Raw genomic sequence first — 22,349 nt, 5'->3', positions numbered from 1 at the left:
TTAGTTCACTGAACTTAAACGCAGAACAAAGTCTACATGCAGTCCGTAATCATTGGCAGGTTGAGAGTATGCACTGGATGCTAGATATGACTTTTAGAGAAGATGAATCAAGGATTCGTAAAGGCCGAGGTCCACTTGCTTTTAATGTAATGAGAAAAATAGCGATGGGCTTATTTAAACAAGATAAGACAAAGTCGGCGAGTATAGCTGCAAAAAAAAAGATGGCAGCACTAGATGATGGCTATCGCTCAGCCCTTTTAGAATCAGGGATTAAAATGCGCTAGCCGTGGAGGTTGGGTCTGTTTGATTAGTAAAAACTGATAAAAAACGCCTGCTGTGTAATAACAATTACACAGCAGGCGGAATTACTGCAGATTAAACTTCAATGTCTATATGTTTACCCAGATTACCAACAGGCGCCGGCTTCACTGATTCTAATAACTTCACGGTCTGCTCTTCTGCCTGCTTATTGGCTGTTTTAAGTAAACTGACATTAACTTTTTCCAGGGTACTAATTTTAGCCTGCTGGGTCATTACCCCGCCGACAACACTCATATCCATAATCACCTCTTTCGTCACTCAAAACACCAGCAGCAGACAATCTATGATCTGCTTACTTAGATTATAGGAGTTAACCTGCCTAAAACAACTGAAGCCTCTAGACAGGTAACATCAAAGCATTAAATATTTCTGGCAAAGCGAAGATAAATAACCATCGACAGGACTGCACTTAACGCCATCATTGCAACCATAGGCCAGGCAGACGAACCCGGCAGCAGTGATATACAGGCAGCCATCAGCGCACCGGTTCCAAAACGTAATGTACCGGCCAGCGACGATGCGGTGCCGGCAATATGAGGATACTCACTCAGCAGCAGCGCCATACTGTTACTGCCGATAATTGAAATCGTGCTGACGAACATCATCACCGGGATTACTACGCCCCATAAACCAAGATCCAGAACCTGGGCTGCAACTAATAAAATACCGGCCAGCAGCTGAATACTTAAACCGAAACGGAGCATCCAGTGAGATCCCATTTTTTTGACCAGACGCCCGTTAAAGCTGGTCATCACCATCATCAGCAGTACGTTCAAACCGAATAAATACCCCACGTATTCGATAGCAACACCATAAAGTTCGATATACACAAAAGAGCCGGCAGTTAAAAATGCGAACATGCCTGAAAAAGAAAATGCACCGGTAAAAATCAAACCTATCGCTTCAGGGCGGGTAGACAGTTCAAAATAATTACGCAGCGTTGTCTGCAGGCTAAAGGACGGTCTTTTTTCTACTGCAAGTGTTTCCGGGATAACCAGAGTTGAAGCAATAATCACGACTACTGCAATTAATGCCAGCAGCCAGAAAATTGAACGCCAGCCGAACCACACCGCCATATGCCCGCCGATCATAGGTGCCACTAAGGGAGCAATGGTCATCACTAGAGTTATCATCGACATGGTACGGGCGTAGTCTTCTCTTTCAAACATATCCCTGACTATCGCCTGAATAACGACAGCAGAGGCGGCACCGGCAAAGCCCTGCGCTGCACGTACCCACATTAATGCATTAATGCCCTCGGTCGTTGCACTGATTACCGACGCGACAGCAAAACACGCAGTACCAATCAGCAGTACTGGTTTACGCCCGTAACTATCAGCCAAAGGTCCGTGCACCAGCTGCCCTGCTGCAAAGCCGCTTACATAGGCAGTTAAAGTGATTTGAATTGCCCCGGAGCTTACGCCTAACTCCCGGGCAATACTCGGCATTGCCGGCAGGTACATATCAATGGCTAAGGGTGTAAGTGCAGATATTGCGCCTAGTATAATAATCAGCAGTAAACTTAACTTCGATGAAGCGTTTGAACTCATAGAAATTCCTGGGTGGACGAATTTGACAATAGAATAGAAATTAGTGTCTTAGGATAACACGAGCCAGATCACATGAGAGGTTATTTTTACATAGTTCATATACATTTATGTGCAGAAAAGCAAAAACGAAAAAATGTTTGTCAGACACTTTTTCGTTGTGTTTACAAAGCCGTCAATATTATGCGGCAGCTGTGTTTGCCGGCGCCTTTGTAGATTTACGTTTGTGATGGAGCTTTGACAACATATAAACGAGGCATACCTGAGCGGTAAGTGCAGCGGCTAATACCAGCGGGCTTGCAAATACACCGGCTATGATAAAGCTGGTCAGCGCAATACCACCATTCAATAATGCATAAGGCAGCTGCGTACGGAAGTGTTCAAACTGATCACAACCGGATCCCGTAGAAGACAAAATAGTTGTTTCAGATATCGGCGAGCAGTGATCTCCAAATAAACCGCCGGATAAAACGGCACCGATACAAACATAAAGCGGCGCATCAATAGCAAACGCAGTAGGTATCACCAGCGGCATCATAATGGCAAAAGTTCCCCATGACGAACCGGTAGCAAAAGATATAATGCCCGCCAGCAGAAAAGAGACAGCCGGTACTAACCAGTAAGGAAAACCACTTTGTGCCTGTTCAGCGATATAAGCGGCAGTCCCCAGCTCTTTACCAATACTGCTTAATGTCCAGGCAAGGATCAGGATAATCGCCACCTGCATCATATTACCCATGCCTTTTAGATAAACAGAAATACCATTAGACAGATTTCTGACCTTGTACAGTGCCATCAGACAAATCAAGGTAACAGCAGCAAAGAAATAAGCACTGGACAGTGCGGCTCTAAAATCTGCTCCGGAAATTTTCTCAAAAGGGAAACCTAACGGCAGCAGCATACTAAACAGCACAATCGCCATCATCAGAAGCGGTGCCCAGACAAATGAAGCCTTAGCTTTATCATGGGTAAAGGGCTGCAGCGACTCCTTACTACTGCCTGTACTAATGCCCTTCTGAGCATTTTCTTCTGCGGCAGCCATAGGGCCGAAATCTAATTTTTTAAAAGCCACGAGCGGCACGATGAAAATAGCCAGAAAAGCATAAAACTGATACGGAACAGCAGAGATAAATGCCTGCCAGTCACTAATATCCACATTTAATACACTGAACTCCTTATGTAGAAGTCCCATTATATAAACTCCCCAGCCGATAAAGGGAATAAGGATTGCCACAGGCGAAGAAGTTGAATCAAGAATAAATGCGAGTTTCTGACGAGATATTTTTAACTTGTCAAAGATTGGACGAAATACCGGCCCGACAATCAGCGGTGTTCCTAAGTCAGAGAAGAAGATAATAATACCGCCAAACCATGAAGATGTCTGAGCTTTAAATTTTGTACTGACCCAGCCGGTTACTTTAGAGGCAAAAGCAAAACCGCCGCCGGACTGCTCCATCAGTGCCACAAAGCCGCCGATAAACACCAGCAGAACTAATACGCCGGCGTTATAACTGTCAGTCAGCTGCGGCGCAATATAATCTTTAACCATTAAGCCGACATTCTGCAGCGGGTTAAAACCATTTATCATTACCACCCCTGTTAATACACCGCCAAACAGGCCGATCACAACGTTTCTCGTGGTTAATGAAAGCGCCAGAGTGACAACAATCGGCAGCAGTGAGGTTATATCTATTTCTTGCATTTTATTCTCATTCCCAGGTAAAGTTTTCAACAGCTATATTATTAAGACAAACACACAAAGTGAATATTTACACATAAATAGTGAATATATATTTATTTTTGCGTTATGTATAGTAACAACGCTTCTTCAGTCTAACTATTTAATAATAAGCACAAATAACGTAAATGACCTTTTCTTTAGCATAGAGAGGTGCATTAAAATTTGATGTGTTTATGCAGTAAAAGTGACTGGCATTTTTTCTTAAAATGAACTGGATATTTGCTTATACCAATCGGATTAAGTATGTGATCTACTTTTTGCGTAGGAAAAACTGCTTAGTTCAAGGCGTAAATTGATGTAAATGGTTGTTCCCTTTACGAAATTTACAACGAAGAAATAAGCTGTATTAACCAGTAAAACTGATCAGCTATTTATTCCGATTGGTATTAGAAGTAAAAATTAGAAAAATTACACAGAAGAGGAAAACTGCTCAAACGCCTTAACATCAAGCTGGTCAGTAAACGATCATACCGAGAACGTTACAAAATAAAAAAGGGAGCTTAAATAAGCTCCCTTAGCAAGATGTTCACTTAATACAAAACTTAAGCGACTTTCTTCTCTTCTTGTCCGTTAATCGGCGTTACTTCTGCATCAACCTGATTTTCCGGGTTGAATTTATCCACGATCACAGCACAAGCAGCATCACCGGTGATATTTAGTGCCGTACGGATCATATCGAAAATACGATCCAATGCAAATAACAGCGGTAAACCTTCAATTGGAATACCGGCCGCCAGCAGTACTGCAACAACAAGGAAAGAAGGACCAGGTACACCCGCCTGACCGATTGCACCGATAGTTGCGGTGAAAATAATAGCGGCATACGCGGCAAAACCAAGATCTACATTGAATACCTGCGCAAAAAACACTGCAACTAGGCCGTAGTAAATTGCATTACCACTCATATTAATGGTCGCGCCCAGCGGCAGTACAAAAGAAGCGGTAGAGTTAGAAACATTCAGCTCTTTTTCTACTGTATCTAAAGTAACCGGCAGTGTTGCCATAGAAGATGCAGTTGAAAGTGCAACCGCCTGCGGACGTTTCATTGCAGATAGAAAACGGCTCACTGGAACCTCAGAAAACAGTTTGATAAATAGCGGATAAACAACAAAACCAAAGATGAGAATTGCTGCAACGTAAACAACAAACAGCTGCATTACCGTTGTTAATACATCAAAACCAAAGGTGCCTACTGCTTCAGCCATCAGACCGAATACACCAATCGGTGCTATACGCATAACAACATTGATCATCCATACAAACGCATCAACCAGGCCGTTAAGAATGTTTAATAACGGTTCACTGCGTTTCTTTTCAACTTTAGATAATGCAATGCCCAGAAACAGACAGAAAACCAGAATCTGTAGAATATTGGCGTTATTTAACGACTGGAAGACATTCGTCGGGATCATGCCTAAAATCGTATCGAAAAAGCCGGGGACATTACCTTTATCAGCATACTCATTAGAAAATATTCCCTGCATGCTTGATAAATCTACACCGACACCAGGAGTAAACATCTCTCCCATAAAGATTGCTAAGGCAACAGCAATAGCAGAAGTCAGCATGAAGAAGCCGAAAGTGGTAAGACCAATTTTTCCGGCCGCCGGACTGTCACCAAGATTGGCAGCCCCCGTAATAATAGCCACGGCTACTAAAGGGATCACCAGCATTTTGATTAAATGAATAAATATTGCACCCAGCGGCGCAAACATTGATGCGGCGTCGCCCATGTAAACCCCGACAAGGGAGCCTATAACCATGGCAATAACTACCTGCGTCCCTATGTTGGACAAGATTCCTTTATGTTTCGTTAGCACTTTTTTCATCCTTAAGTATTGTATAAGCTAAATTGTATGTTGAGACTATATATGTCTGCGGACGCAGTTTACCTATCCCTTATTCACTGAGCAATACATTAACTTCATATTGTGTCTGTTCTCACATCTCAATACACTCTGTAGGGATTTATTGGTTTTGTGTCAGGGAGTTTTTCTGCTTAACTGTATTACTTCACTTATTTTTTCCTCCGGTCAGCTTCTTACCAATAAGCAGTATCGGTGCGAGGATAAAAATACAGATAACAAACCACTGGAAATTATTAACACCCGCGACTGCTGCTGTCTGCATTTTTAGCTGACCGCTAAGCAGCATAGCGACACGCTCCGGCGTGACCTCCAGCATGGCGTTTTCCAGAATGCGCACCATTGCTCCCTGATAAAGGACAAAAGCCTGATTTGTTTCATTAAAATTCTCACCCAGCACATTAACAGCGGCAGAGGCTTCCAGACTCATTAAGCGGGAAAACAAAGCAGTTCCTGCCAGCCCGCCGAATGTTCTAAACAGATAAAAGTAACTGACTCCCTGAGGGATATGTTTTTTCTCAAATCCGCCAAGAATATAAATGGTCACTGTTACATTAAGCACACCCACACCAAAACCACGCAGCAGCAGCGCTAACCACATATCACTGGCACCGCTGTAGGCATTACTGGTAGAAAGGAAAGCACTGGAGATCAGGATCATCAATACTCCGACAGGGATCACCACATCAGGTTTTAAGGTCGGATGATTACAGATCCAGACACTTACCAGCAGCCCAAGCAGCATGCTGCTGAATGCAGGAACTTGAATCCAGCCCAGTTGACTATGACTGTACTGCAGTACGCCGGCAAGATAACTAGAAATCAGCATAGAAGTCCCTAATACCGCAAAACCTGCTAACGCGCCGTTATACATAGAGACGATATTCTTAGCTGAAGCCAGTACATCGGAGCGGATATATTCCCCCCTTCCCCAGCGTTTTTTAATCGCGAAAACACAAAGCAGGATCAACGCAGATGTTACCACAGCGGCATTAATTATAACTGAGCTGTCAAACCAGTTATAAAACTGACCGCGCATCAGTACAAAAACGCCCCCAGATATTGAAGCCGTTATTAAAACAGCCTGAAGCAGATTAAATGTAACCAGCTGTTTTTGTTCTTTACAGGGAAAAGGACGTAACCAGACCCAGGTCAAAAAGATAATATAAACAAATATCTGCACGGCAAAAGCTAACTGCCAAAGCTGGCTTTCTGCTAACTCAGCTAAAACCCATGGATAAATACCAAAAGGCACTAAGGTGGTCATCAGCAGCATTAGACTTTCAGCATAAGCAATATAACGGACCGATAAATTGCGCAGCACCAGTACCTGAGCGGCAACAATCATAGCACTGGCTGCAATACCGTGTCCGCCCCACGCGATGAAATGCATCAAAGGCGCATGACTAAAAGTACTGACTAGTGTACTGAGCAGACCAATAACCGCCCCGCTAACCAGCAGACGAACAGCGCCGCATCGGTATGTCAGCCAGGAAGCAAAAGGCAGCATTATTAACTGCGCGCCTATATAGAGAATATTGAACCAGGATGTATCATCTGCCGATAGGTGCAGTGCGGCTGCAATCTCAGCCGAGCTGGCATTATAAACCGCTGAAGTGATACCAAAGGGAATCATCAGCAAAGATACCAGCACAATAAGCTCTCTAGACGCTTTCATCATTAAACTCCTGTCGTCGCGGCATGAATAACAACCTGTGCAGAAAGTCCCGGCACAACACGTCCCTGCAGTTCCTGTGGAATATCCAGTTCAATTTTCACGGTGACACGCTGTACCACTTTTACAAAGTTACCCGTAGAGTTGTCCGGCGGCAGCAGGCTGAACTGCGTTCCGGTAGAGGGAGATATACTGCTGACCCGCCCTTTAATCGCTTTACCCGGAAACATATCCAGCAGCACATCAACCGCCTGCCCTGGTTTAACATTTGTTAATTGTGTTTCTTTGTAATTAGCGTTTAACCAAAGCTCATCGACCGGCACTATCGCTAGAATGCCTGTTCCCGCTTTGACAAACTTACCTACCTGCAGAGAACGGTTACCTACAACACCTGTGATCGGCGCGCGGATTTTAGTGTCCTGCAGCGCAAGTTCACTCAATGCCAGCCCAGCCGCCGCCTGCTGCTGCTGGGCAATAATCTGCGCACGTTCGCTTTGTAGGGTCTGGATAGTCTGCTTAGAGGCCGCCAGCGTAAACTTTCCAGCTTCCAGGTTAGCGGCGGCTTTTGTTGTGGTAGTTTTCTGCAGTTCGTACCTGGTTTGACTTACCGCACCGGTTTTAACCAGCCTGGAATAACGCAGGAGCTCGCTTCTCTGCAGTTTATCTTCGGCCTGCAGCGTATCAAGCTGCGCTGATGCCTGTTTAATATTAAGCTCTTGTAATTCAATACGAGACAGGTTGTTTGCTAATGCAGCCTTGACCACAGCTAAGGCTGCACGCGCCTGATCCCGGTGTGCTATATAATCCCGGTCATCAATAACAGCGAGTAGTTCACCGGCCTGCACCAGCTGGTTATCACTAATCAATATTTTAGTAATTCGGCCGGAAGCCTCTGCACTTATCTGGGTAATTTCTCCATGAACATAAGCGTTTTCAGTTTTTACCCGGTTAGCCTGCAAGGCAAAGGTGTAATAAACAGCAGCCGCACAACCACTTAAAATTAAAGCCGTTAGCAGTGTTTTGATTTTGTTGTTCATATCGTATACTCTCCTTATAAACAACGTACCGTACCGGACAGTACGATAAGTCATTATCCAAAACTGATCAAGTTATATTTACAGGCAGCCCGCAGAAACAGCTAAACTGCATCGCAGGTGCACTACTAACAACAGCTGCTCAGAAATTGCATGTCATCAAACTAACTGTTTTAATATGGATAAAAAAGAGGTAGTTATGCGTCCATCAACCCTATTAAAGCGTCAAAAAATTATTGCAGCCGCCACGCAGCTGTTTTTCAAACAAGGATATCCAGAAACCAGTCTGGATCAGATAATTGAACAATGCGGTGGCTCAAAACAGACTCTTTACCGTTATTTCGGTGATAAAAAAGGGATTTTAAATGAAGTCATTACTCAGGGTACTGAAGAAATGAAAAGCGTTTTTCAGTTTCAAAATGATTCAGATATTCCTCTAACAAAGCAGCTCAATGAATTTGGTTATTTATACATCAAAACCCTGTGTTCACCACAGCTGCTGAACATGTACCGCATAGTTATTACGGAATCTCGCCGCGATCAGGAACTGGCAGAATTTTTCTTGAGCCGCGGCCCGCAGCATTTTCATCACCTTTTAACTGAGTTTCTACTGCAGCAGGCAGAGCAGGGAAAACTGCACATAAATAACGCGTCGTTAGCCGCCACCCGCTTATTAGGATTATTAAGAGGTGACTTTTTCCAACAAGCAATGCTAGGAATGCCCAGCCCGAGCGAACAGGAAATGCACAAATCTGCACAACAAGCAGTCAAATTTTTCCTGCAGGGCTGCAGCATTGCAGATTAACTTAACAGGCTCCTTAAAAAGATCAGATGTGCCTATATTTTTAATCAACAACATAGTAACGTGTCGGGCAATACAATACTTACAGCTTAAAAAGGAAAAGTTTAAATGAAAGGTTTAGTTTTATTATTATCATTAATCATGGTTCCATTCAGTCAGGCTAACAGTCTGATCGGCGGAAAAGGCGTAGAAATCTTAGCCGTTGACGGCCAGAAGATAAAAAGTAATTTTTTCACTAGCGCCGATGCACAGTTGACAGAGGGCAGCCATCAGGTGGTGGTCAAATATGTAAACAGTTTTAGAAATAAAGAGCTGATACACAGCAAACCCTATATTTTTGATATCGAGGTTATCGGAGAGACTGAAATAGCAGTTAAAAATTTCAATACTCAAAGCCAGGCTGAAAATGAGATGCGTAAAGGCTTAACTTGGATTGTTAGTAATGAGCAGGAAACTAAAAAAATTGCCGGCAGTGATACATTACATGGAGAAGGTTATCTGCCTTACAGTGATATCGAAAAACTGATCACAGCTTATAATAACGAGCAGGGAATTACTCTAGCAAATGCACCGGCGACGGCAGCAGTAACAACGACACCAGCGACAGCGGGCGAGCCGAATAACAATTTAAACCAGGCAAAATCAGAGCAGCTGATGCAGCTGTACAACTCGGCAAGCAAAGAAGAACGTAAAGCCTTTAGAATCTGGCTGCTTGAACAAGAAATGAAATAACCCTGCCGTTACTTTCACAGAAACCGTAAAAAAAGGTGTCCATTATTAAAGGGACACCTTTTTATATTTATACCCATGATACTTCAAGATTCAAAGTCAGTAAGACAAAATATTCCAAGATGCTAGGCACAATATACCTGTATTTTTTATGAAGGCATAACCGCCAGTTTAGTGCGGATAAACTCATTATGTCCTACATAAATTAACGCGGCGACTTTTCGAATAATAGACTCCTCTATTGGATCTAAATGATTATCTGCATAAGCCACTTCCCACATTGCACTTATTAATCTGATACGACTTTCACTGTCTAAATGGCTTAGCTGCGAGGTAAAATCAAACAATGAATTCGAAGATTTAATCTCTTCTTTACCAATTTCCAGGAGCTCCTGCGCTTTGTCTGTGTCGATATGCAGGAGTTTACTCAAGGTTCTAACTACAGCCTCTTCCTCTTTATCTGCAATCGAATGATTCGCATTACAAACCTCACACAGTAAAGAAACAATCGCGATCCTGTGATCCTCTTCTGAAGCTGATGCATCTGTTTCTATCATTGAATTTAAAAAATCTTTAATCTTTGCAATCATTACTAACTCTTATATTTAGTATTACTAACTTACACCAACCTGCTTAATGTTCTGTTTTAGCCTCACCTCTTGAATTGCGCGGTTAAAACGCACTTCCAGATAAAAAGCAGTTCAGTTAGTTTGGCGAATTGGTATTACACGATTTAACTGGGCAGCCCCCTTTTGGCAGGGCTAGACGAATAAGTTATGGTTAAACTTAGAGCAGAAAAGGACGAATAAGTTCAATTTACATTAAAAATACATACTTAAAAAAACGCATGCGCACAGTCATTCATGTCCATTTTATAACACAAATGTTGATAGGAAGGAGACAAAAGCCGCCAGGTATTTCTGACTGCTGAATAACAGTTTATTTATACTAATTTTCACACAAGCATTGACAAATGTGACAATGATCACCATATTCTCTTTTCAAATCGAATATGAACAAGTGGTTAATGTCGTGCGTAGTGTAAGAAACGTTTTTATTACTTTCTTATTTTTAATGAGCTTCTGTGCTTATGCCGGCTCATACACTCAGTTTAATACACTGCACAAACCCAATCCGGCTGCACAGTTAGAAAGCAGCTTAACTGCGGTAACATCTGTCGATAACCAACATACGTTATTATCGGACAACGGCTCTGTGCAGGAAGTTATCCTGCTCAAACAAAAACTGGTTAAACAAAATACTACTGCAGTTAAACAGGCAGTCAGCACTGCGGTTAAATTGTTAAGTCAAAAATCCCCGGCGTCAAAACAGCAGCCTAAATTAAAAGACGGCATACATGTCGATCCAGGATTAAGCAGAAACGCTTATCTGCTCAGTGACTATCAGCGCCAGCCAGTTTACCAGCTTGAAATTGAGTTTAATCCCCCGCTTGCCCCTACGCAAAAGTCTACACCTTCATTTGCGGCCAATGATTTTCGTCCCTGGTTTTTATCAACCTGCAGCAGCAGCCCGGCACGTATTGCCGGCTGGAAAGAGAGTAACAGCCTTTACAGCGGCTCCATTACCTACCACAGCTAATTACTTTGTTCTCACCAAAGTAATAAAAATCACCGTCGGCGTTAACTAACGCCGCAGACATTTTTGTCGGCTTTTTTGTCGACTAAGCTGGATAGATCTCTTATGAAAGTAAAACCCAAAGCTGTTAACCGCTATTCAAAATGGCAGTACCTTGTACTTATATTTACCATCTTCATGCTGTTTCTCAGCGCATTACCGAATATTTTCGGTCAGAATGCAGCACTCAATATCCGCGGCAGTTCTGATTCCATGATGCCCGCATCTCAAGTTTACCAGCTGCTGCAGGAGCAGAATGTGGCAGTAAAACAAATCGATATTAACAGCAGCGAATTAACCGTGTTATTAAACGACAACAGCCAGCAGGCTAAAGCACAGAAAGTACTGCAGCAGGCACTCGGCCATAACATAACGGTGGCTATGTCAATGCACTCTGCATCACCTGCCTGGCTCAAAAGCTTAGGCCTGGAGCCGATAAAACTCGGCTTAGATCTGCGCGGTGGTGTGCAGTTTCTGCTTAATGTCGATACCGATCAGGCCGTTGCCAACAAGCTGACACAAATGCAGCAAGAGATCCGCACTTTATTACGTGAGTCTCACATCAGAAACAGCAGTGTGCTGATCAACGGACTCGAATCAATCGAAATCAAACTGCCTGCTGTCAGCAGCCAGGCTAAAACCAGTTTAAAAAACAAACTGGCAGAGCTTTATCCTAATTTAAAAACAGCTGTTCATAGCGGCGGAGACATTTCAGTCATCATCCCGGAGACAGAGCAGCATTTAATTCGTCAGCTTACTCTGCAGGAAAACCTGCATACCCTGAGAGGTAGAATTGAAGCTTTAGGCATCACCGAGGCAGTAACCCAGCGTCAGGGGCAAAACCGAATTCGTATTGAACTGCCCGGCGTGCAGGATCCTGCTGAAGCTAAACGTGTGATCGGTGCAACAGCTTCACTGGAATTTTACCCGGTACTGGCAGGCGGCGGTCGACTCATAAAAACAGCGCGCGGAGAAACCATCTCAATTGCACGCCTGCCTATATTAACCGGCCAGCATATCAGCGACGCACGCAGCGGGCGCGATGAATTTGGCAGTGCCCAGGTAAGCCTGACTCTGGATGCAAGCGGCGGTAAATTAATGTCTAACTTTACCCGTGCTAATATCGGTAAACCTATGGCGACTCTGTATACAGAATATCGTCAGGATCAAGATGGAAACTTAATCAAAGAAGGTAAAATAATTAATGTCGCCACCATTCGCGCACATTTGGGGAGCCGTTTCCAGATCAGCGGTATGGAGGACTCTAAAGCAGCTCAGGAATTAGCACTGCTGCTTCGCGCCGGCTCCTTGTCTGCACCGGTTTCCATTATTGAAGAGCGCACCATAGGTCCTTCATTAGGACAGGATAATATTGAAAACGGCTTTGCCGCCCTGCTCCTTGGACTAAGCGCCATCGTAACCTTTATGGCTCTCTGGTACCGCCGCTTAGGCTGGATTGCTAACCTTTCGCTGCTTACTAACCTGGTCATGCTGATCGGTCTGATGTCTTTACTGCCGGGGGCTGTGCTGACCCTTCCCGGCATTGCCGGACTGGTATTAACTATCGGCATGGCGGTCGATACCAATGTCCTTATTTTTGAGCGTATTAAAGAGGAGTCTAAACGCGGCCGCAGTTTAGCCATGGCAGTCGAGGCAGGTTACCGAGGAGCTTTAACTACCATCATGGATGCTAATATCACCACCATGATCTGTGCTGTGGTTTTATTTTCCATCGGTTACGGACCGGTAAAAGGTTTTGCCGTCACGCTTGGCCTGGGTATTTTGACCAGTATTTTCACCGGTGTATTTACTTCCAGAGCATTAGTGAATTTAACTTTATTGAGAAAGAAAAAAACATCACGCAAGCATGTATTGCAGGGGGCAAAATAATGATTACTCAATTAACCCGATTACGTTTTTACGGCTGTGTATTAGGTTTAGTGGCCGTGCTTTTATCTTTTGCCGGCTTATTGACTTTTGGACTCAATCAGGGCCTTGAATTTACCGGCGGTATTGTTACCGAAATCAACACAACAGAAGTTGTTAATCTACAGGATATGAGCAGTCAGGTCAGTAATCTGCTCGGACCAGAAGCCAGCGTCAGTTTGATTGATGACGGACATACCTGGAGTATACGCCAGCCTTTATTAAAAGATCCGGATTTGTCCTGGTTTGCACAGCTTGGCGAAAATACCGCTAGCGAAACCACACTACTGAACTCCAGTATAATAGGGCCGCAGGTCGGTGATGAACTGCTCGAACAGGGCGGCCTGGCTATGCTGGCTGCTGTTTTGGCTATTTTTATCTATCTGGCATTTAGATTTGAATGGCGATTTGCTTTTGGCGCCGTGCTGGCACTATTTCATGATGTAGTCATAACTCTGGGTATCTTTGCCTGGAGCGGGCTGGAGTTTAACCTTACCGTATTGGCAGCTGTACTGGCTGTTATCGGTTATTCGCTCAATGATTCCATTGTTGTGGCCGATCGGATCCGCGAAATACTGCGCAGCAAACCGTGCCAGGCTGTTTCGCAAAGCATTAATCAGGCGATCTGCTCAACCATGAGCCGTACCTTGATTACCTCGGGGACAACCTTGACCACGGTCGGTGCAATATGGCTGTTAGCAGGAAGGCCGCTGCAGGGCTTTTCGACTGCCCTGTTTTTCGGCATCGTCGTTGGTACTATCTCTTCTATTTGTATCGCACCAACACTGCCTGAGAGGCTCGGTTTAAGGGCCGAGGATTATCAGCCGAAAGAGCCTGTACCTGAATTAGTATAATACTGAGACTGCAGTTTATAACCACCAGCGCTGTTACTGGTGGTTATTTTAAAGCATATACAAAAACTGCATCACAAGTGAATTACGGCATAACTTAAACAATCTTCAAACTAAAAATCCGCCTCAAACACTAAGTGAATGGTATCGCTGTAGGTTCTAACCGGCTGCGCTTTAGATATATCCAGAGAAAACTGCACTTGGCCCTGATAACGTTCAGCCGCACTGCCTGTATTCTTCACATAAGTGTCGGTACCACCGTTGAATTTAATCGGCTCAGACGGTGTATTTTTGCCGGTAAACTGCACACCGTCAACATAAACCGGCTTATTATGCTTTAAGTCCAGGGTGACATTCTGCTGCGGAAAATACACACTGCTGGACAATTCCAGGTCTCCGTCGGCATCAAAATAACAGTTATCTGCCAGACTGCCGCCATAAGTCCCGTACTGCAGGGTAATACTGTATTTCTCATTACTGGCCGCATAAAACGGCAGCTCGCCGCTCATTATTTGATCGGGCCGGCTCGGTGAAGGATTCAATACAACTGCGTCGTAGGGAAAGTCAATAAAAAACACATGCGGTACCGTCAGCAATAAACGAGGAATAATCGGCGCATAAAGGGGAGCGGCAGTTTGACCTGAGTTGCCACCCAGTGTATTTTCACTCATACCTAATACGTCTATGTCAAATGTATATGTCCCCATCCCGTAAACGCCAGGCGTAATAGGGCCTGTATTCATAATTTCGAAAACCAGCGTAAGTTCTTCTTTCCTACTGGTTCCCGGTTTGTATCTGACATACAACGACGTAGTTTCATTAACTGCTTTTTCTGCCCAGAGGTGGGACTTCCCAGCACTAGTTGTTTGGGAGCTGCATGTAGTACCAATAAGTTGATGAGCAGTATGATTAGTCTTACCGTATTTAAGATAACCAACCGGCCGGATAATTAAATCCACCGAGCTGCCGCCGCGCACATTATTGAGCGTCACTTTCTGCGACGGCTGCCCGCCTAAATGAACGGTTCGCATTAAATTAGCAGTTCCCCTTAACCCGGACATGATATAACTTACCGCATAGTCATTTCCACACCGGCTATACGTATTTCCGTTAAGGGGCAGTGCGTAGGATCCTTCACTATTTAACGGATCGTATTGTAAATGGATATCCGGAAACGTCGGAATCCCCGTTGCCGTCGCCAGCCCCGGCAGTAGAGAAAAACCAATAAACAACAGCGCTCTATGGATAAGCATCATAAACAATACCTATTAAAAATTAACGAAAGTGATAAAAAAATAATAAGCCGGCAGCATTAAAAATCCGCCTCAAACACTAAGTGAATGGTATCACTGTAGGTTCTGCCCGGCTGCGCTTTAGATATATCCAGGGAAAACTGCACTTGGCCCTGATAACGTCTAGCTGCACTGACTGTATTGGTTTGGTGATAGTAACCGGTCTCGTCACCAGCCTCATCCAAAATGTCCTTACGCTCCGGCGTATTTATACCGGTAAACTGCACGCCATCCACATAAACCGGTGTATTATGCTTTAAATCCAGGGTGACATTCTGCTGTGGAAAAAACACGCTGCTGGACAGTTCCAGTTTGCGTCGGCATCAAAATAACAGTTATCAGCCGAACTGCCGCCATAAGCACCGCACTGCAGGCTAATACTGTAGCGCTCATTACTGGTGGCATAAAACGGCAGCTCGCCGCTCATTATTTGATCTGGCTGACTCTGTGAAGGATTTAACACCACCGCGTCATAGGGAAAGTCAATATAAAACACATGCGGTATCATCAGTGCCAAAGAGTTAATGATAGGAACGTCAGTACCGAGATGAACAGAGTGCGGACTTACAGTGAAAACTGACTTGTTAAATGCATAACCTGAAATCCCGTACACACCAGGGGTCATATGAGTAGCGTCCACAACTTCGACCCCCAGTATTAATTCGAGATTATTCCCCGCCATTTGATATCTAATGAATAAGGGCTCGGTGCTGCCGAGCATTTTTTCAGCATAAATATCTTCACCTGTCAACATTTCCCCGCAGGTAGTCCCCGTTACAATACGGTCAACATGCTTGGTACCTTCATTGAACTGGGCTTTAAAACCAAGCGGCCATATTTTTATCTTCACTTCCCCCCCCCGCCACGCAGATTTCTCAGGATAATTTCATCTGTCGGTTCCTTGCCTATTTCAATCTCTCTATATCTTTGAGGCTGCCCACTAATCCCACCCACTTTATAAGCGGCCGCAAAAGGATTTCTACAGGCATTTTCGAGAGTTCGTATCGAGCCGTTAAGCGGAGTCGCATAAACAGACGTTGCATTAGCCGGATCATATACAAGATGCATATCACTTATCGTTGCTGCCGCTAGTGCTTTCTCTATAAATAACAAAAATCCAAAAATAGCAAATATAACCTTAAACATATAAAACCTCTAAATTAACCGCGATCACTCCGAAAGGAGTATAGAAATGTCAGCGGGCAAGTTAAATATTAAATACTCGACAGCGTAGGCAGAACATTGTCGAAGCTGTTTTACGGACTGCATTTATATTAACGATTAGATTAAAAAAAACGCATCTTTAGTAAAAAGTGATGCTTTTTCACCAGACTGCACATTTTCTATACAGCTCACATTTTCCATGAATATATTGATTTCACTTGTTTTTTTATTGATTTTTTAAAACCCGACGCCTAACATGAGCCGCACTCCAATACCAAATAAAAACCGGAGTAACGCTTCTGTTATTTTGTCTGTACGACAATCTGCACAGTTAATTTAACTCTTTCTATCACGCATTGTTTTACTAATCGGGAGGTAACCACCCAGCAGATTAAGCAGATAATTATCATTATATTTAACCAGTAAATTTTAACACTAAGGAATTTATATGAAGATAGTGAAATACGCCCTGGCCCTGCTGTTAACACTCAGCAGTTATTGTTATGCTGCTGGCGCAGATAATAAAAACCTGCAGATCGGCCCTCAGGACTATATTGAAAAATGGGATCTGGCAGAGATGGGCTTTCCGGATCAGGGCTATTATGATATCGCTGATCAGCCGCAGTATAACCCCGGATTAAAATCACAGACGATCACCTTTTGGTTCAAAATCCCGCAAGCAGGCAGCGTGCAGCAGCTGGTACAGAAAGGCAATACCAGCAGCGGCGAAGCTGGATGGTCCCTGTTTACCAATAATAACAGTCTCTATTACAGAATTAATATTAACGGCCAGAAAGCGGATCTGCAGGCAGATTTCGCCGATCTGAATCTAGAGCAATGGCATCATTTTACTGCGGTTGTTGACCAGCAGGCAGGTAAACTGAGTGCGTGGATTAACGGTCAGAAACTTGATCAAAACAGCGGGGAATACGCCAGTACCTTTACCCCGGGTGAATTCAGTAATGAAGCGCCGATAAGAGTCCACCAGAAAACCTCCGGTTATATGGTAGATGATCTGCGTTTGTATGACAGAAGCTTATCAGAGCAGGAAGCCAGCTCATTTATTGACAACACTAATTTACCGCCGCAGGCAGTTGTTGACTACAAACACCTGCAGGACACCCAGTATCTATTTTCTGCACAAGACTCTAGCGATCCTGAAGGAGATGAACTTCAGTATATGTGGGACTTTGGTTATGGTGAGATTAAATTCGGAAAAAACCTTAACCATGATTTTGAATGGGGCGGTGACTATCCGGTTAAACTGACTGTTATTGACCCGTGGCGTAATACCGATCAGCAGACAGTCACCATTTCCGTAAGCGGCGAAGAGCGTCCGCTGCGCGAAGTGGTGGTATATCAGCCGGGAACGGAAGGTTATGCCTGCTTCCGAATCCCGACCATTGTTAAAGCAGGTAACGGGGATCTACTGGCCTTTGCCGAAGGCCGAGTTGATAACTGCGGTGATCACGGCAATATTAATGTGGTGTTAAAGCGCAGCAGTGACGACGGCATCACCTGGGGACCTTTAACGGTTATTGCTGAGTTCGGTCAATTAGCAGCGCAGAACATGACCGCTGTTTATGATGAGTATTATCCACATACCCAGGCGGACGGGACTCCTGTTGTCAACTCACAGGGAGAAGCACAATTCGGCCGATTAATGGTGATGTGGAATAACGCCGACGGCGGCGAAGCAGATGTTTCTGATGATGATCACCCGGCACAGCGCTGGGTGCTTTACCGCACCAGCCTGGATCATGGTGTTACCTGGTCGGAGCCGACTGATATCACAGATCAGGTCCGAATTCCCGGTCAGAAAATGCATATTCCGCCGACCGGCCATGCCATTCAGCTCAACACTCAGGAGGCTGCTGAAGCAGGGCGTTTCGGCCGGCTGTTCTTTTCCGGCCAGTACAACCCGGTGGGTGCAACTTCAGCTACCGCTAATGAAAACTATGCTTACTGGAGTGACGATCATGGTGAAACCTGGGAAATCGGCGGGCTGATTGCCGGGGAGTCACTCAACGAGGTACAGGCTGTAGAGCTGGCAAACGGCGACATTATGTTTAACAGCCGTAATTACAGACCGACGGCAGATAAAAGACGTGCAGTAACATTAAGCCATGACGGAGGCAGCAGCTTCGGCGAAACAGTCGATGATGATAATTTAATCGAACCCACCGTTGCATCTGCTGTTATCCGCTACACTCGGGAAGATAGAGACGATAAAAACCGTTTGTTATTTTCTAACCCGCACAGCCAAAGCTCACGAGTTAATATGACCGTCCAGTTAAGCTATGACGAAGGTCAAAGCTGGCCGGTGAAAAAAACCATTAACCCGGGCACTTCTGCCTATTCCGACTTGGTGATTCACGATGATATGCGCATCGGACTTTTCTATGAAGCGACTACCGGAGAGATCCGCTATGCCAGCTTCACGTTAGAATATCTGACCGACGGAGAAGATTTTATTCCTGAATAAATAATACCAGTCAGAATAAGTATCTGATCTTTTATTTAATCAGTTTGCTATAAATTAACATAACCACAAAAGCGGTAAAAATTGTCCGCCGCTTTTGTGATTCTGCTCTAATGATGAATTTATGAACGTTCCACTCGGTATTAACACTGCTTAAACTTATTTATCCCCGTTTTACATCTGTAAATAAAAGCACGCCTGAGCTATAATTTTTCTTAAATCAGCATTGTTCAAAAATAGTTCTTTCTTTAAAGAACAAGGATATAACGTGAAATACTTGCAGAAATTAATCAGCCGACAATTCTACCGTTCCCCTCTTTTCTGGGTTTTATCACTGACAACTGGCTACAGCCTTGCCGGTTTTTTACTGGTGCCTCATCTTATTCACAAAACTGTCGTTGAGCAGGTTGAGCTGCATCTCGGCTGGCGGGCTGAAATTGAAAAAATTGAGTTCAATCCCTATGCCTTAACGCTGACGGTTCATCACTTAGCGGTTGTTGATCAGCAGGGCAAAGAGCAGCTTGCCTTTAATCGTTACCATATGAATTTCGAACTACGCTCTATTATTGAAGGCGCATTTACTTTTGCTGATATTGAACTGGCCGGACCGAGCATCAAAGTAGAAATCGATAAAAACGGGGTAACAAATTTCCAGCAGGCGCTGCTGTCCCAGCAAAGCAAAACAGCACCTGAAGTTCAAACCGCGGCACCAGCAGACAGCGCTTTACCTAAGCTGCTGTTTGATAACATTGATGTCACTGCAGGCAGTATTAATATTGTTGACCATAGTCCGGTTAAAACAGTCAAACACCAGCTGGATCCGGTTTCTTTTAATTTACAAAATTTATCAACTTTTATAAAGGAAGACGGCAGTTATCACCTCGATATTGCACTAGGTGACGAACAGAGCATAAACTGGAACGGCACAATCAGCCTTGCTCCCCTGCGTTCCAGCGGTGCATTGGATATAAAAGGCATTAAAGTACATCAATTCTGGGATTATCTCTCCGAGCATGCCCCCTATACTCTGGAGCATGCCCTTGCCGGATTTAACGGCCAGTATGAGCTAAGCATGGCGGGAGAGTCCGTTGAGCTGAAGATTCAGCAGAGCATGATACAACTTGACCAGATTAACCTGGCTGACAAACAGCAGGCGCAGCGTTTTGCAGATATAAAAACAATCACAGCCGGACCATTGAACTTTAATCTGTCAGAGAAAAAACTACAGATAGACACAGTTAACATTGAGACAGCAAATTTACTGATTGAGCGCGATAAACAAGGACTGCTTAATATATTAGCGCCCTTCGCCGATGGATCTGATTCAGAAAATACAGCTGAAACGGCAGCAGAAGCACAAGAATCGTCTTCTCAATCAGCTTTTCAATGGTCAATTGCAGATGTTATTTTAACCAACAGCCAGGTTAATTTTGTTGATAAATACCCTAGTACAAACGCACAAATAGAGATAAACCGGATTAATTTTAATCTTGAAGGCCTCAACCAGAATTTAGACGCAGATCTGCCTTTTAATCTCTCTTATTATGTCAACAATTCCAACGAAAACTCTGTTCGTGGTCAGGTAAGACCCCTACCGCTTAAACTGCAGGCGCACTTAGGCGTCAATGATTTTGCGTTACCCGGACTGCAGCCTTATATAAACGATGCCGCACACATTAATTTAGAACAGGGAAAACTATCAGTCAGCGGCGATCTTAACTTAAACAAAGATCAGCACGGAGAGATTCAAGGTGATTTTCAAGGCGCCTTTAATATCAAAGAGTTTAACAGTACGGATCAACGTCTTAAGCAGCGTTTAGTCGGCTGGCAGAGTCTCGATATTGCTCCGTTAAAAGTTAACTTTAATCCTTTGAGTATTGCACTGAGCAGGGTCGAATTAACTAAACCTTATGTGCGTTTGATCGTGACTGAAGATCGCAGTATCAATTTTGCTCAGTTAGTTGTTGATAATAAGCACACAGACAAACAGACAATCAGCAGTGGTGAACAGGAAACAGCGCAGCCTTTAGCGGTTAAAATAGATAAGATTGAACTTAAAGACGGCAGCGCTTATTTTGCAGATCTGTCTTTACGTCCGCAGTTCGGCACCAGTATTCAAAATATGAACGGGGCAATAAACGGTCTCTCTTCTGATAACCTGGCTCGTGCAGATGTGAATATCAGCGGTACTATCGAAGAGTACGGAAAGATGCTGCTAAAAGGGAAAATAAACCCGCTCAGCGGCGATCTTTATACGGATATCAATGCGGACTTTGACAAAATAGAACTCACTACGCTTACGCCCTATTCCGGCCGTTATGCCGGTTATGTTATTGATAAAGGCAAACTCAGTCTGCATCTTAACTACAAAATAGCTAAGCGTTTTCTCGACGGTAATAACCGCCTCATTCTGGATCAGTTTGAATTAGGCTCCAGCGTTGACAGCGAGGAATCGCTGGACCTGCCGCTTAAACTGGCACTGGCACTGTTTAAAGACAGCGACGGTATTATTGATATCAGCCTTCCGACCAAAGGTGATATGGATGATCCGGATTTTGCGGTTGGCGGTTTAGTGATGAAGGCATTTATAAATGTACTCACTAAAGCGGTCACTTCGCCCTTTTCTATGATAGCTAATCTGGTCGGCGGTGATCCTGATAAACTCAACTCAGTAGCATTCGAACTTGGCAGTGCCGTCTTAACAAAGGAACAGGTTACTCAGCTGGACACACTCGCAGAAGTATTAAACAAACGCCCGCAGTTGATTTTAGAGATCCGAGCGATGGTCGATGAAAAACAGGACGGTGGAGCATTAAAGCAGCTTAAAATGGATAAGTTGTTAAAAGAATCCGGCGGTGACAGTGAAGACCAGAAAAAACGTATCTCGGTTATGCAGCGTCTGTTAACTGAGTATAAAGGCGAAATAGAACGGAGCAGACTGCACAACGATATGAACACAGAAACAGCAGCAGTGAATGATGACGCAGAAGATAAAACCCAGCAGCTGCAGGCGGTAATGGACAAATATGAACGGTCACTTTATCAGGCTCTGTTAGTCAGACAGCCGCTGTCCAGTCTGGAGTTAAGTACGCTTGCTCAACAGCGCATCAGTATTATCAAAGCACAACTGATCAAACACGATAAAGTACCCAATAAACAGGTATTTGCATTACAACCGTCTTTAACCGGTGAGGCACAAGACAGCCGTATTTCAACGACCTTTACTCTGACAACTAATTAGTCAGAAAAAGAGCTGCACAAAGGTCATTAAAATTTAATGACCTT

At 44.1% G+C, this 22,349-nt stretch carries 18 protein-coding genes and 1 pseudogene; 8 read left to right on the top strand and 11 right to left on the bottom strand.

What is annotated here, in order from left to right; all coding sequences use genetic code 11:
* Positions 1–284 (top strand): annotated as a pseudogene (locus G327_RS24280) (ISAs1 family transposase); the annotation flags it as partial.
* Positions 285–375: 91 nt separating this feature from the next.
* Here the strand turns inward: G327_RS24280 and G327_RS0108680 are convergent.
* The 6 genes from G327_RS0108680 to G327_RS0108655 form a co-directional block, all read right to left on the bottom strand.
* The gene (locus G327_RS0108680; RefSeq protein WP_019614374.1) at positions 376–561 is read right to left on the bottom strand and encodes a hypothetical protein; all 186 of its coding nucleotides are present in this window, start codon (positions 559–561) and stop codon (positions 376–378) included.
* Between the two features lie 119 nt (positions 562–680).
* A complete protein-coding gene (locus tag G327_RS0108675; protein WP_019614373.1) occupies positions 681–1,871 on the bottom strand; it encodes a Bcr/CflA family multidrug efflux MFS transporter in 1,191 nt (396 codons plus the stop codon).
* A gap of 178 nt (positions 1,872–2,049) precedes the next feature.
* Positions 2,050–3,570: a Na+/H+ antiporter NhaC family protein gene (locus tag G327_RS0108670; protein WP_019614372.1), complete on the bottom strand. Its 1,521-nt coding sequence runs from the start codon at positions 3,568–3,570 to the stop codon at positions 2,050–2,052.
* A 581-nt stretch (positions 3,571–4,151) separates the two neighbouring features.
* A complete protein-coding gene (locus G327_RS0108665; RefSeq protein ID WP_281167226.1) occupies positions 4,152–5,429 on the bottom strand; it encodes a dicarboxylate/amino acid:cation symporter in 1,278 nt (425 codons plus the stop codon).
* A 193-nt stretch (positions 5,430–5,622) separates the two neighbouring features.
* On the bottom strand, positions 5,623–7,155 hold the full coding sequence (locus G327_RS0108660; RefSeq protein WP_019614370.1) for an MFS transporter: 1,533 nt from the start codon (positions 7,153–7,155) through the stop codon (positions 5,623–5,625).
* Entirely contained in the window at positions 7,155–8,186 is a 1,032-nt protein-coding gene (locus tag G327_RS0108655; RefSeq protein ID WP_019614369.1) for an HlyD family secretion protein, read from the bottom strand. Before G327_RS0108655 ends, G327_RS0108660 begins: the two co-directional genes overlap by 1 nt.
* Positions 8,187–8,382: 196 nt before the next feature.
* Here G327_RS0108655 and G327_RS0108650 point away from each other — a divergent pair, with 196 nt between their 5' ends.
* Entirely contained in the window at positions 8,383–8,988 is a 606-nt protein-coding gene (locus tag G327_RS0108650; RefSeq protein ID WP_019614368.1) for a TetR/AcrR family transcriptional regulator, read from the top strand.
* 105 nt (positions 8,989–9,093) lie between these two features.
* A complete protein-coding gene (locus G327_RS0108645; RefSeq protein WP_019614367.1) occupies positions 9,094–9,717 on the top strand; it encodes a DUF2057 domain-containing protein in 624 nt (207 codons plus the stop codon).
* Between the two features lie 146 nt (positions 9,718–9,863).
* Here G327_RS0108645 and G327_RS0108640 read toward each other — a convergent pair whose 3' ends face one another.
* Positions 9,864–10,304, bottom strand: coding sequence for a tellurite resistance TerB family protein (locus G327_RS0108640; RefSeq protein ID WP_019614366.1), 441 nt, complete (start codon positions 10,302–10,304; stop codon positions 9,864–9,866).
* A 385-nt stretch (positions 10,305–10,689) separates the two neighbouring features.
* On the opposite strand from G327_RS0108640, the gene G327_RS0108635 reads away from it, so the two are divergent.
* The 3 genes from G327_RS0108635 to secF all read left to right on the top strand — a co-directional run bounded on the left by G327_RS0108635 (position 10,690) and on the right by secF (position 14,129).
* A complete protein-coding gene (locus G327_RS0108635) occupies positions 10,690–11,313 on the top strand; it encodes a hypothetical protein (RefSeq protein ID WP_157601047.1) in 624 nt (207 codons plus the stop codon).
* Between the two features lie 102 nt (positions 11,314–11,415).
* Positions 11,416–13,239, top strand: a complete 1,824-nt coding sequence (secD, locus tag G327_RS0108630) for a protein translocase subunit SecD (protein ID WP_019614364.1) — start codon at positions 11,416–11,418, stop codon at positions 13,237–13,239.
* Positions 13,239–14,129, top strand: a complete 891-nt coding sequence (gene secF / locus G327_RS0108625; RefSeq protein ID WP_019614363.1) for a protein translocase subunit SecF — start codon at positions 13,239–13,241, stop codon at positions 14,127–14,129. Before secD ends, secF begins: the two co-directional genes overlap by 1 nt.
* A 110-nt stretch (positions 14,130–14,239) precedes the next feature.
* Here secF and G327_RS0108620 read toward each other — a convergent pair whose 3' ends face one another.
* The 4 genes from G327_RS0108620 to G327_RS0108605 are packed head-to-tail and all read right to left on the bottom strand — an operon-like array spanning position 14,240 to position 16,564.
* A complete protein-coding gene (locus G327_RS0108620; RefSeq protein ID WP_019614362.1) occupies positions 14,240–15,382 on the bottom strand; it encodes a hypothetical protein in 1,143 nt (380 codons plus the stop codon).
* A 56-nt stretch (positions 15,383–15,438) separates the two neighbouring features.
* Positions 15,439–15,711 (bottom strand): hypothetical protein, encoded by a 273-nt coding sequence (locus G327_RS0108615; RefSeq protein ID WP_019614361.1) that lies wholly within the window; start codon positions 15,709–15,711, stop codon positions 15,439–15,441.
* Entirely contained in the window at positions 15,675–16,268 is a 594-nt protein-coding gene (locus G327_RS0108610; RefSeq protein ID WP_019614360.1) for a hypothetical protein, read from the bottom strand. Before G327_RS0108610 ends, G327_RS0108615 begins: the two co-directional genes overlap by 37 nt.
* Positions 16,265–16,564, bottom strand: a complete 300-nt coding sequence (locus tag G327_RS0108605; protein WP_019614359.1) for a hypothetical protein — start codon at positions 16,562–16,564, stop codon at positions 16,265–16,267. Before G327_RS0108605 ends, G327_RS0108610 begins: the two co-directional genes overlap by 4 nt.
* A 466-nt stretch (positions 16,565–17,030) precedes the next feature.
* Between G327_RS0108605 and G327_RS0108595 the strand changes: the two genes are divergently transcribed.
* Both G327_RS0108595 and G327_RS0108590 read left to right on the top strand, forming a co-directional pair.
* Positions 17,031–19,067 carry an exo-alpha-sialidase gene (locus G327_RS0108595; RefSeq protein ID WP_019614358.1) on the top strand — a complete coding sequence of 679 codons (2,037 nt, stop codon included), beginning with the start codon at positions 17,031–17,033 and terminating at the stop codon, positions 19,065–19,067.
* 265 nt (positions 19,068–19,332) lie between these two features.
* Positions 19,333–22,305, top strand: a complete 2,973-nt coding sequence (locus G327_RS0108590; protein ID WP_019614357.1) for a DUF748 domain-containing protein — start codon at positions 19,333–19,335, stop codon at positions 22,303–22,305.
* The last annotated feature ends 44 nt before the right edge of the window (positions 22,306–22,349 follow it).

Source organism: Psychromonas ossibalaenae ATCC BAA-1528, assembly GCF_000381745.1.
Lineage (GTDB): Bacteria > Pseudomonadota > Gammaproteobacteria > Enterobacterales > Psychromonadaceae > Psychromonas > Psychromonas ossibalaenae.
This window is presented reverse-complemented; position numbering and strand designations above follow the sequence as displayed.

What these genes read in the sequence shown, in the direction of transcription:
- G327_RS0108680 (WP_019614374.1), bottom strand. Translation starts at nt 561, where the DNA reads ATGGATATGAGTGTTGTCGGCGGGGTAATGACCCAGCAGGCTAAAATT.
- G327_RS0108675 (WP_019614373.1), bottom strand. Translation starts at nt 1,871, where the DNA reads ATGAGTTCAAACGCTTCATCGAAGTTAAGTTTACTGCTGATTATTATA.
- G327_RS0108670 (WP_019614372.1), bottom strand. Translation starts at nt 3,570, where the DNA reads ATGCAAGAAATAGATATAACCTCACTGCTGCCGATTGTTGTCACTCTG.
- G327_RS0108660 (WP_019614370.1), bottom strand. Translation starts at nt 7,155, where the DNA reads ATGATGAAAGCGTCTAGAGAGCTTATTGTGCTGGTATCTTTGCTGATG.
- G327_RS0108655 (WP_019614369.1), bottom strand. Translation starts at nt 8,186, where the DNA reads ATGAACAACAAAATCAAAACACTGCTAACGGCTTTAATTTTAAGTGGT.
- G327_RS0108650 (WP_019614368.1), top strand. Translation starts at nt 8,383, where the DNA reads ATGCGTCCATCAACCCTATTAAAGCGTCAAAAAATTATTGCAGCCGCC.
- G327_RS0108645 (WP_019614367.1), top strand. Translation starts at nt 9,094, where the DNA reads ATGAAAGGTTTAGTTTTATTATTATCATTAATCATGGTTCCATTCAGT.
- G327_RS0108640 (WP_019614366.1), bottom strand. Translation starts at nt 10,304, where the DNA reads ATGATTGCAAAGATTAAAGATTTTTTAAATTCAATGATAGAAACAGAT.
- secD (WP_019614364.1), top strand. Translation starts at nt 11,416, where the DNA reads ATGAAAGTAAAACCCAAAGCTGTTAACCGCTATTCAAAATGGCAGTAC.
- secF (WP_019614363.1), top strand. Translation starts at nt 13,239, where the DNA reads ATGATTACTCAATTAACCCGATTACGTTTTTACGGCTGTGTATTAGGT.
- G327_RS0108620 (WP_019614362.1), bottom strand. Translation starts at nt 15,382, where the DNA reads ATGATGCTTATCCATAGAGCGCTGTTGTTTATTGGTTTTTCTCTACTG.
- G327_RS0108605 (WP_019614359.1), bottom strand. Translation starts at nt 16,564, where the DNA reads ATGTTTAAGGTTATATTTGCTATTTTTGGATTTTTGTTATTTATAGAG.
- G327_RS0108595 (WP_019614358.1), top strand. Translation starts at nt 17,031, where the DNA reads ATGAAGATAGTGAAATACGCCCTGGCCCTGCTGTTAACACTCAGCAGT.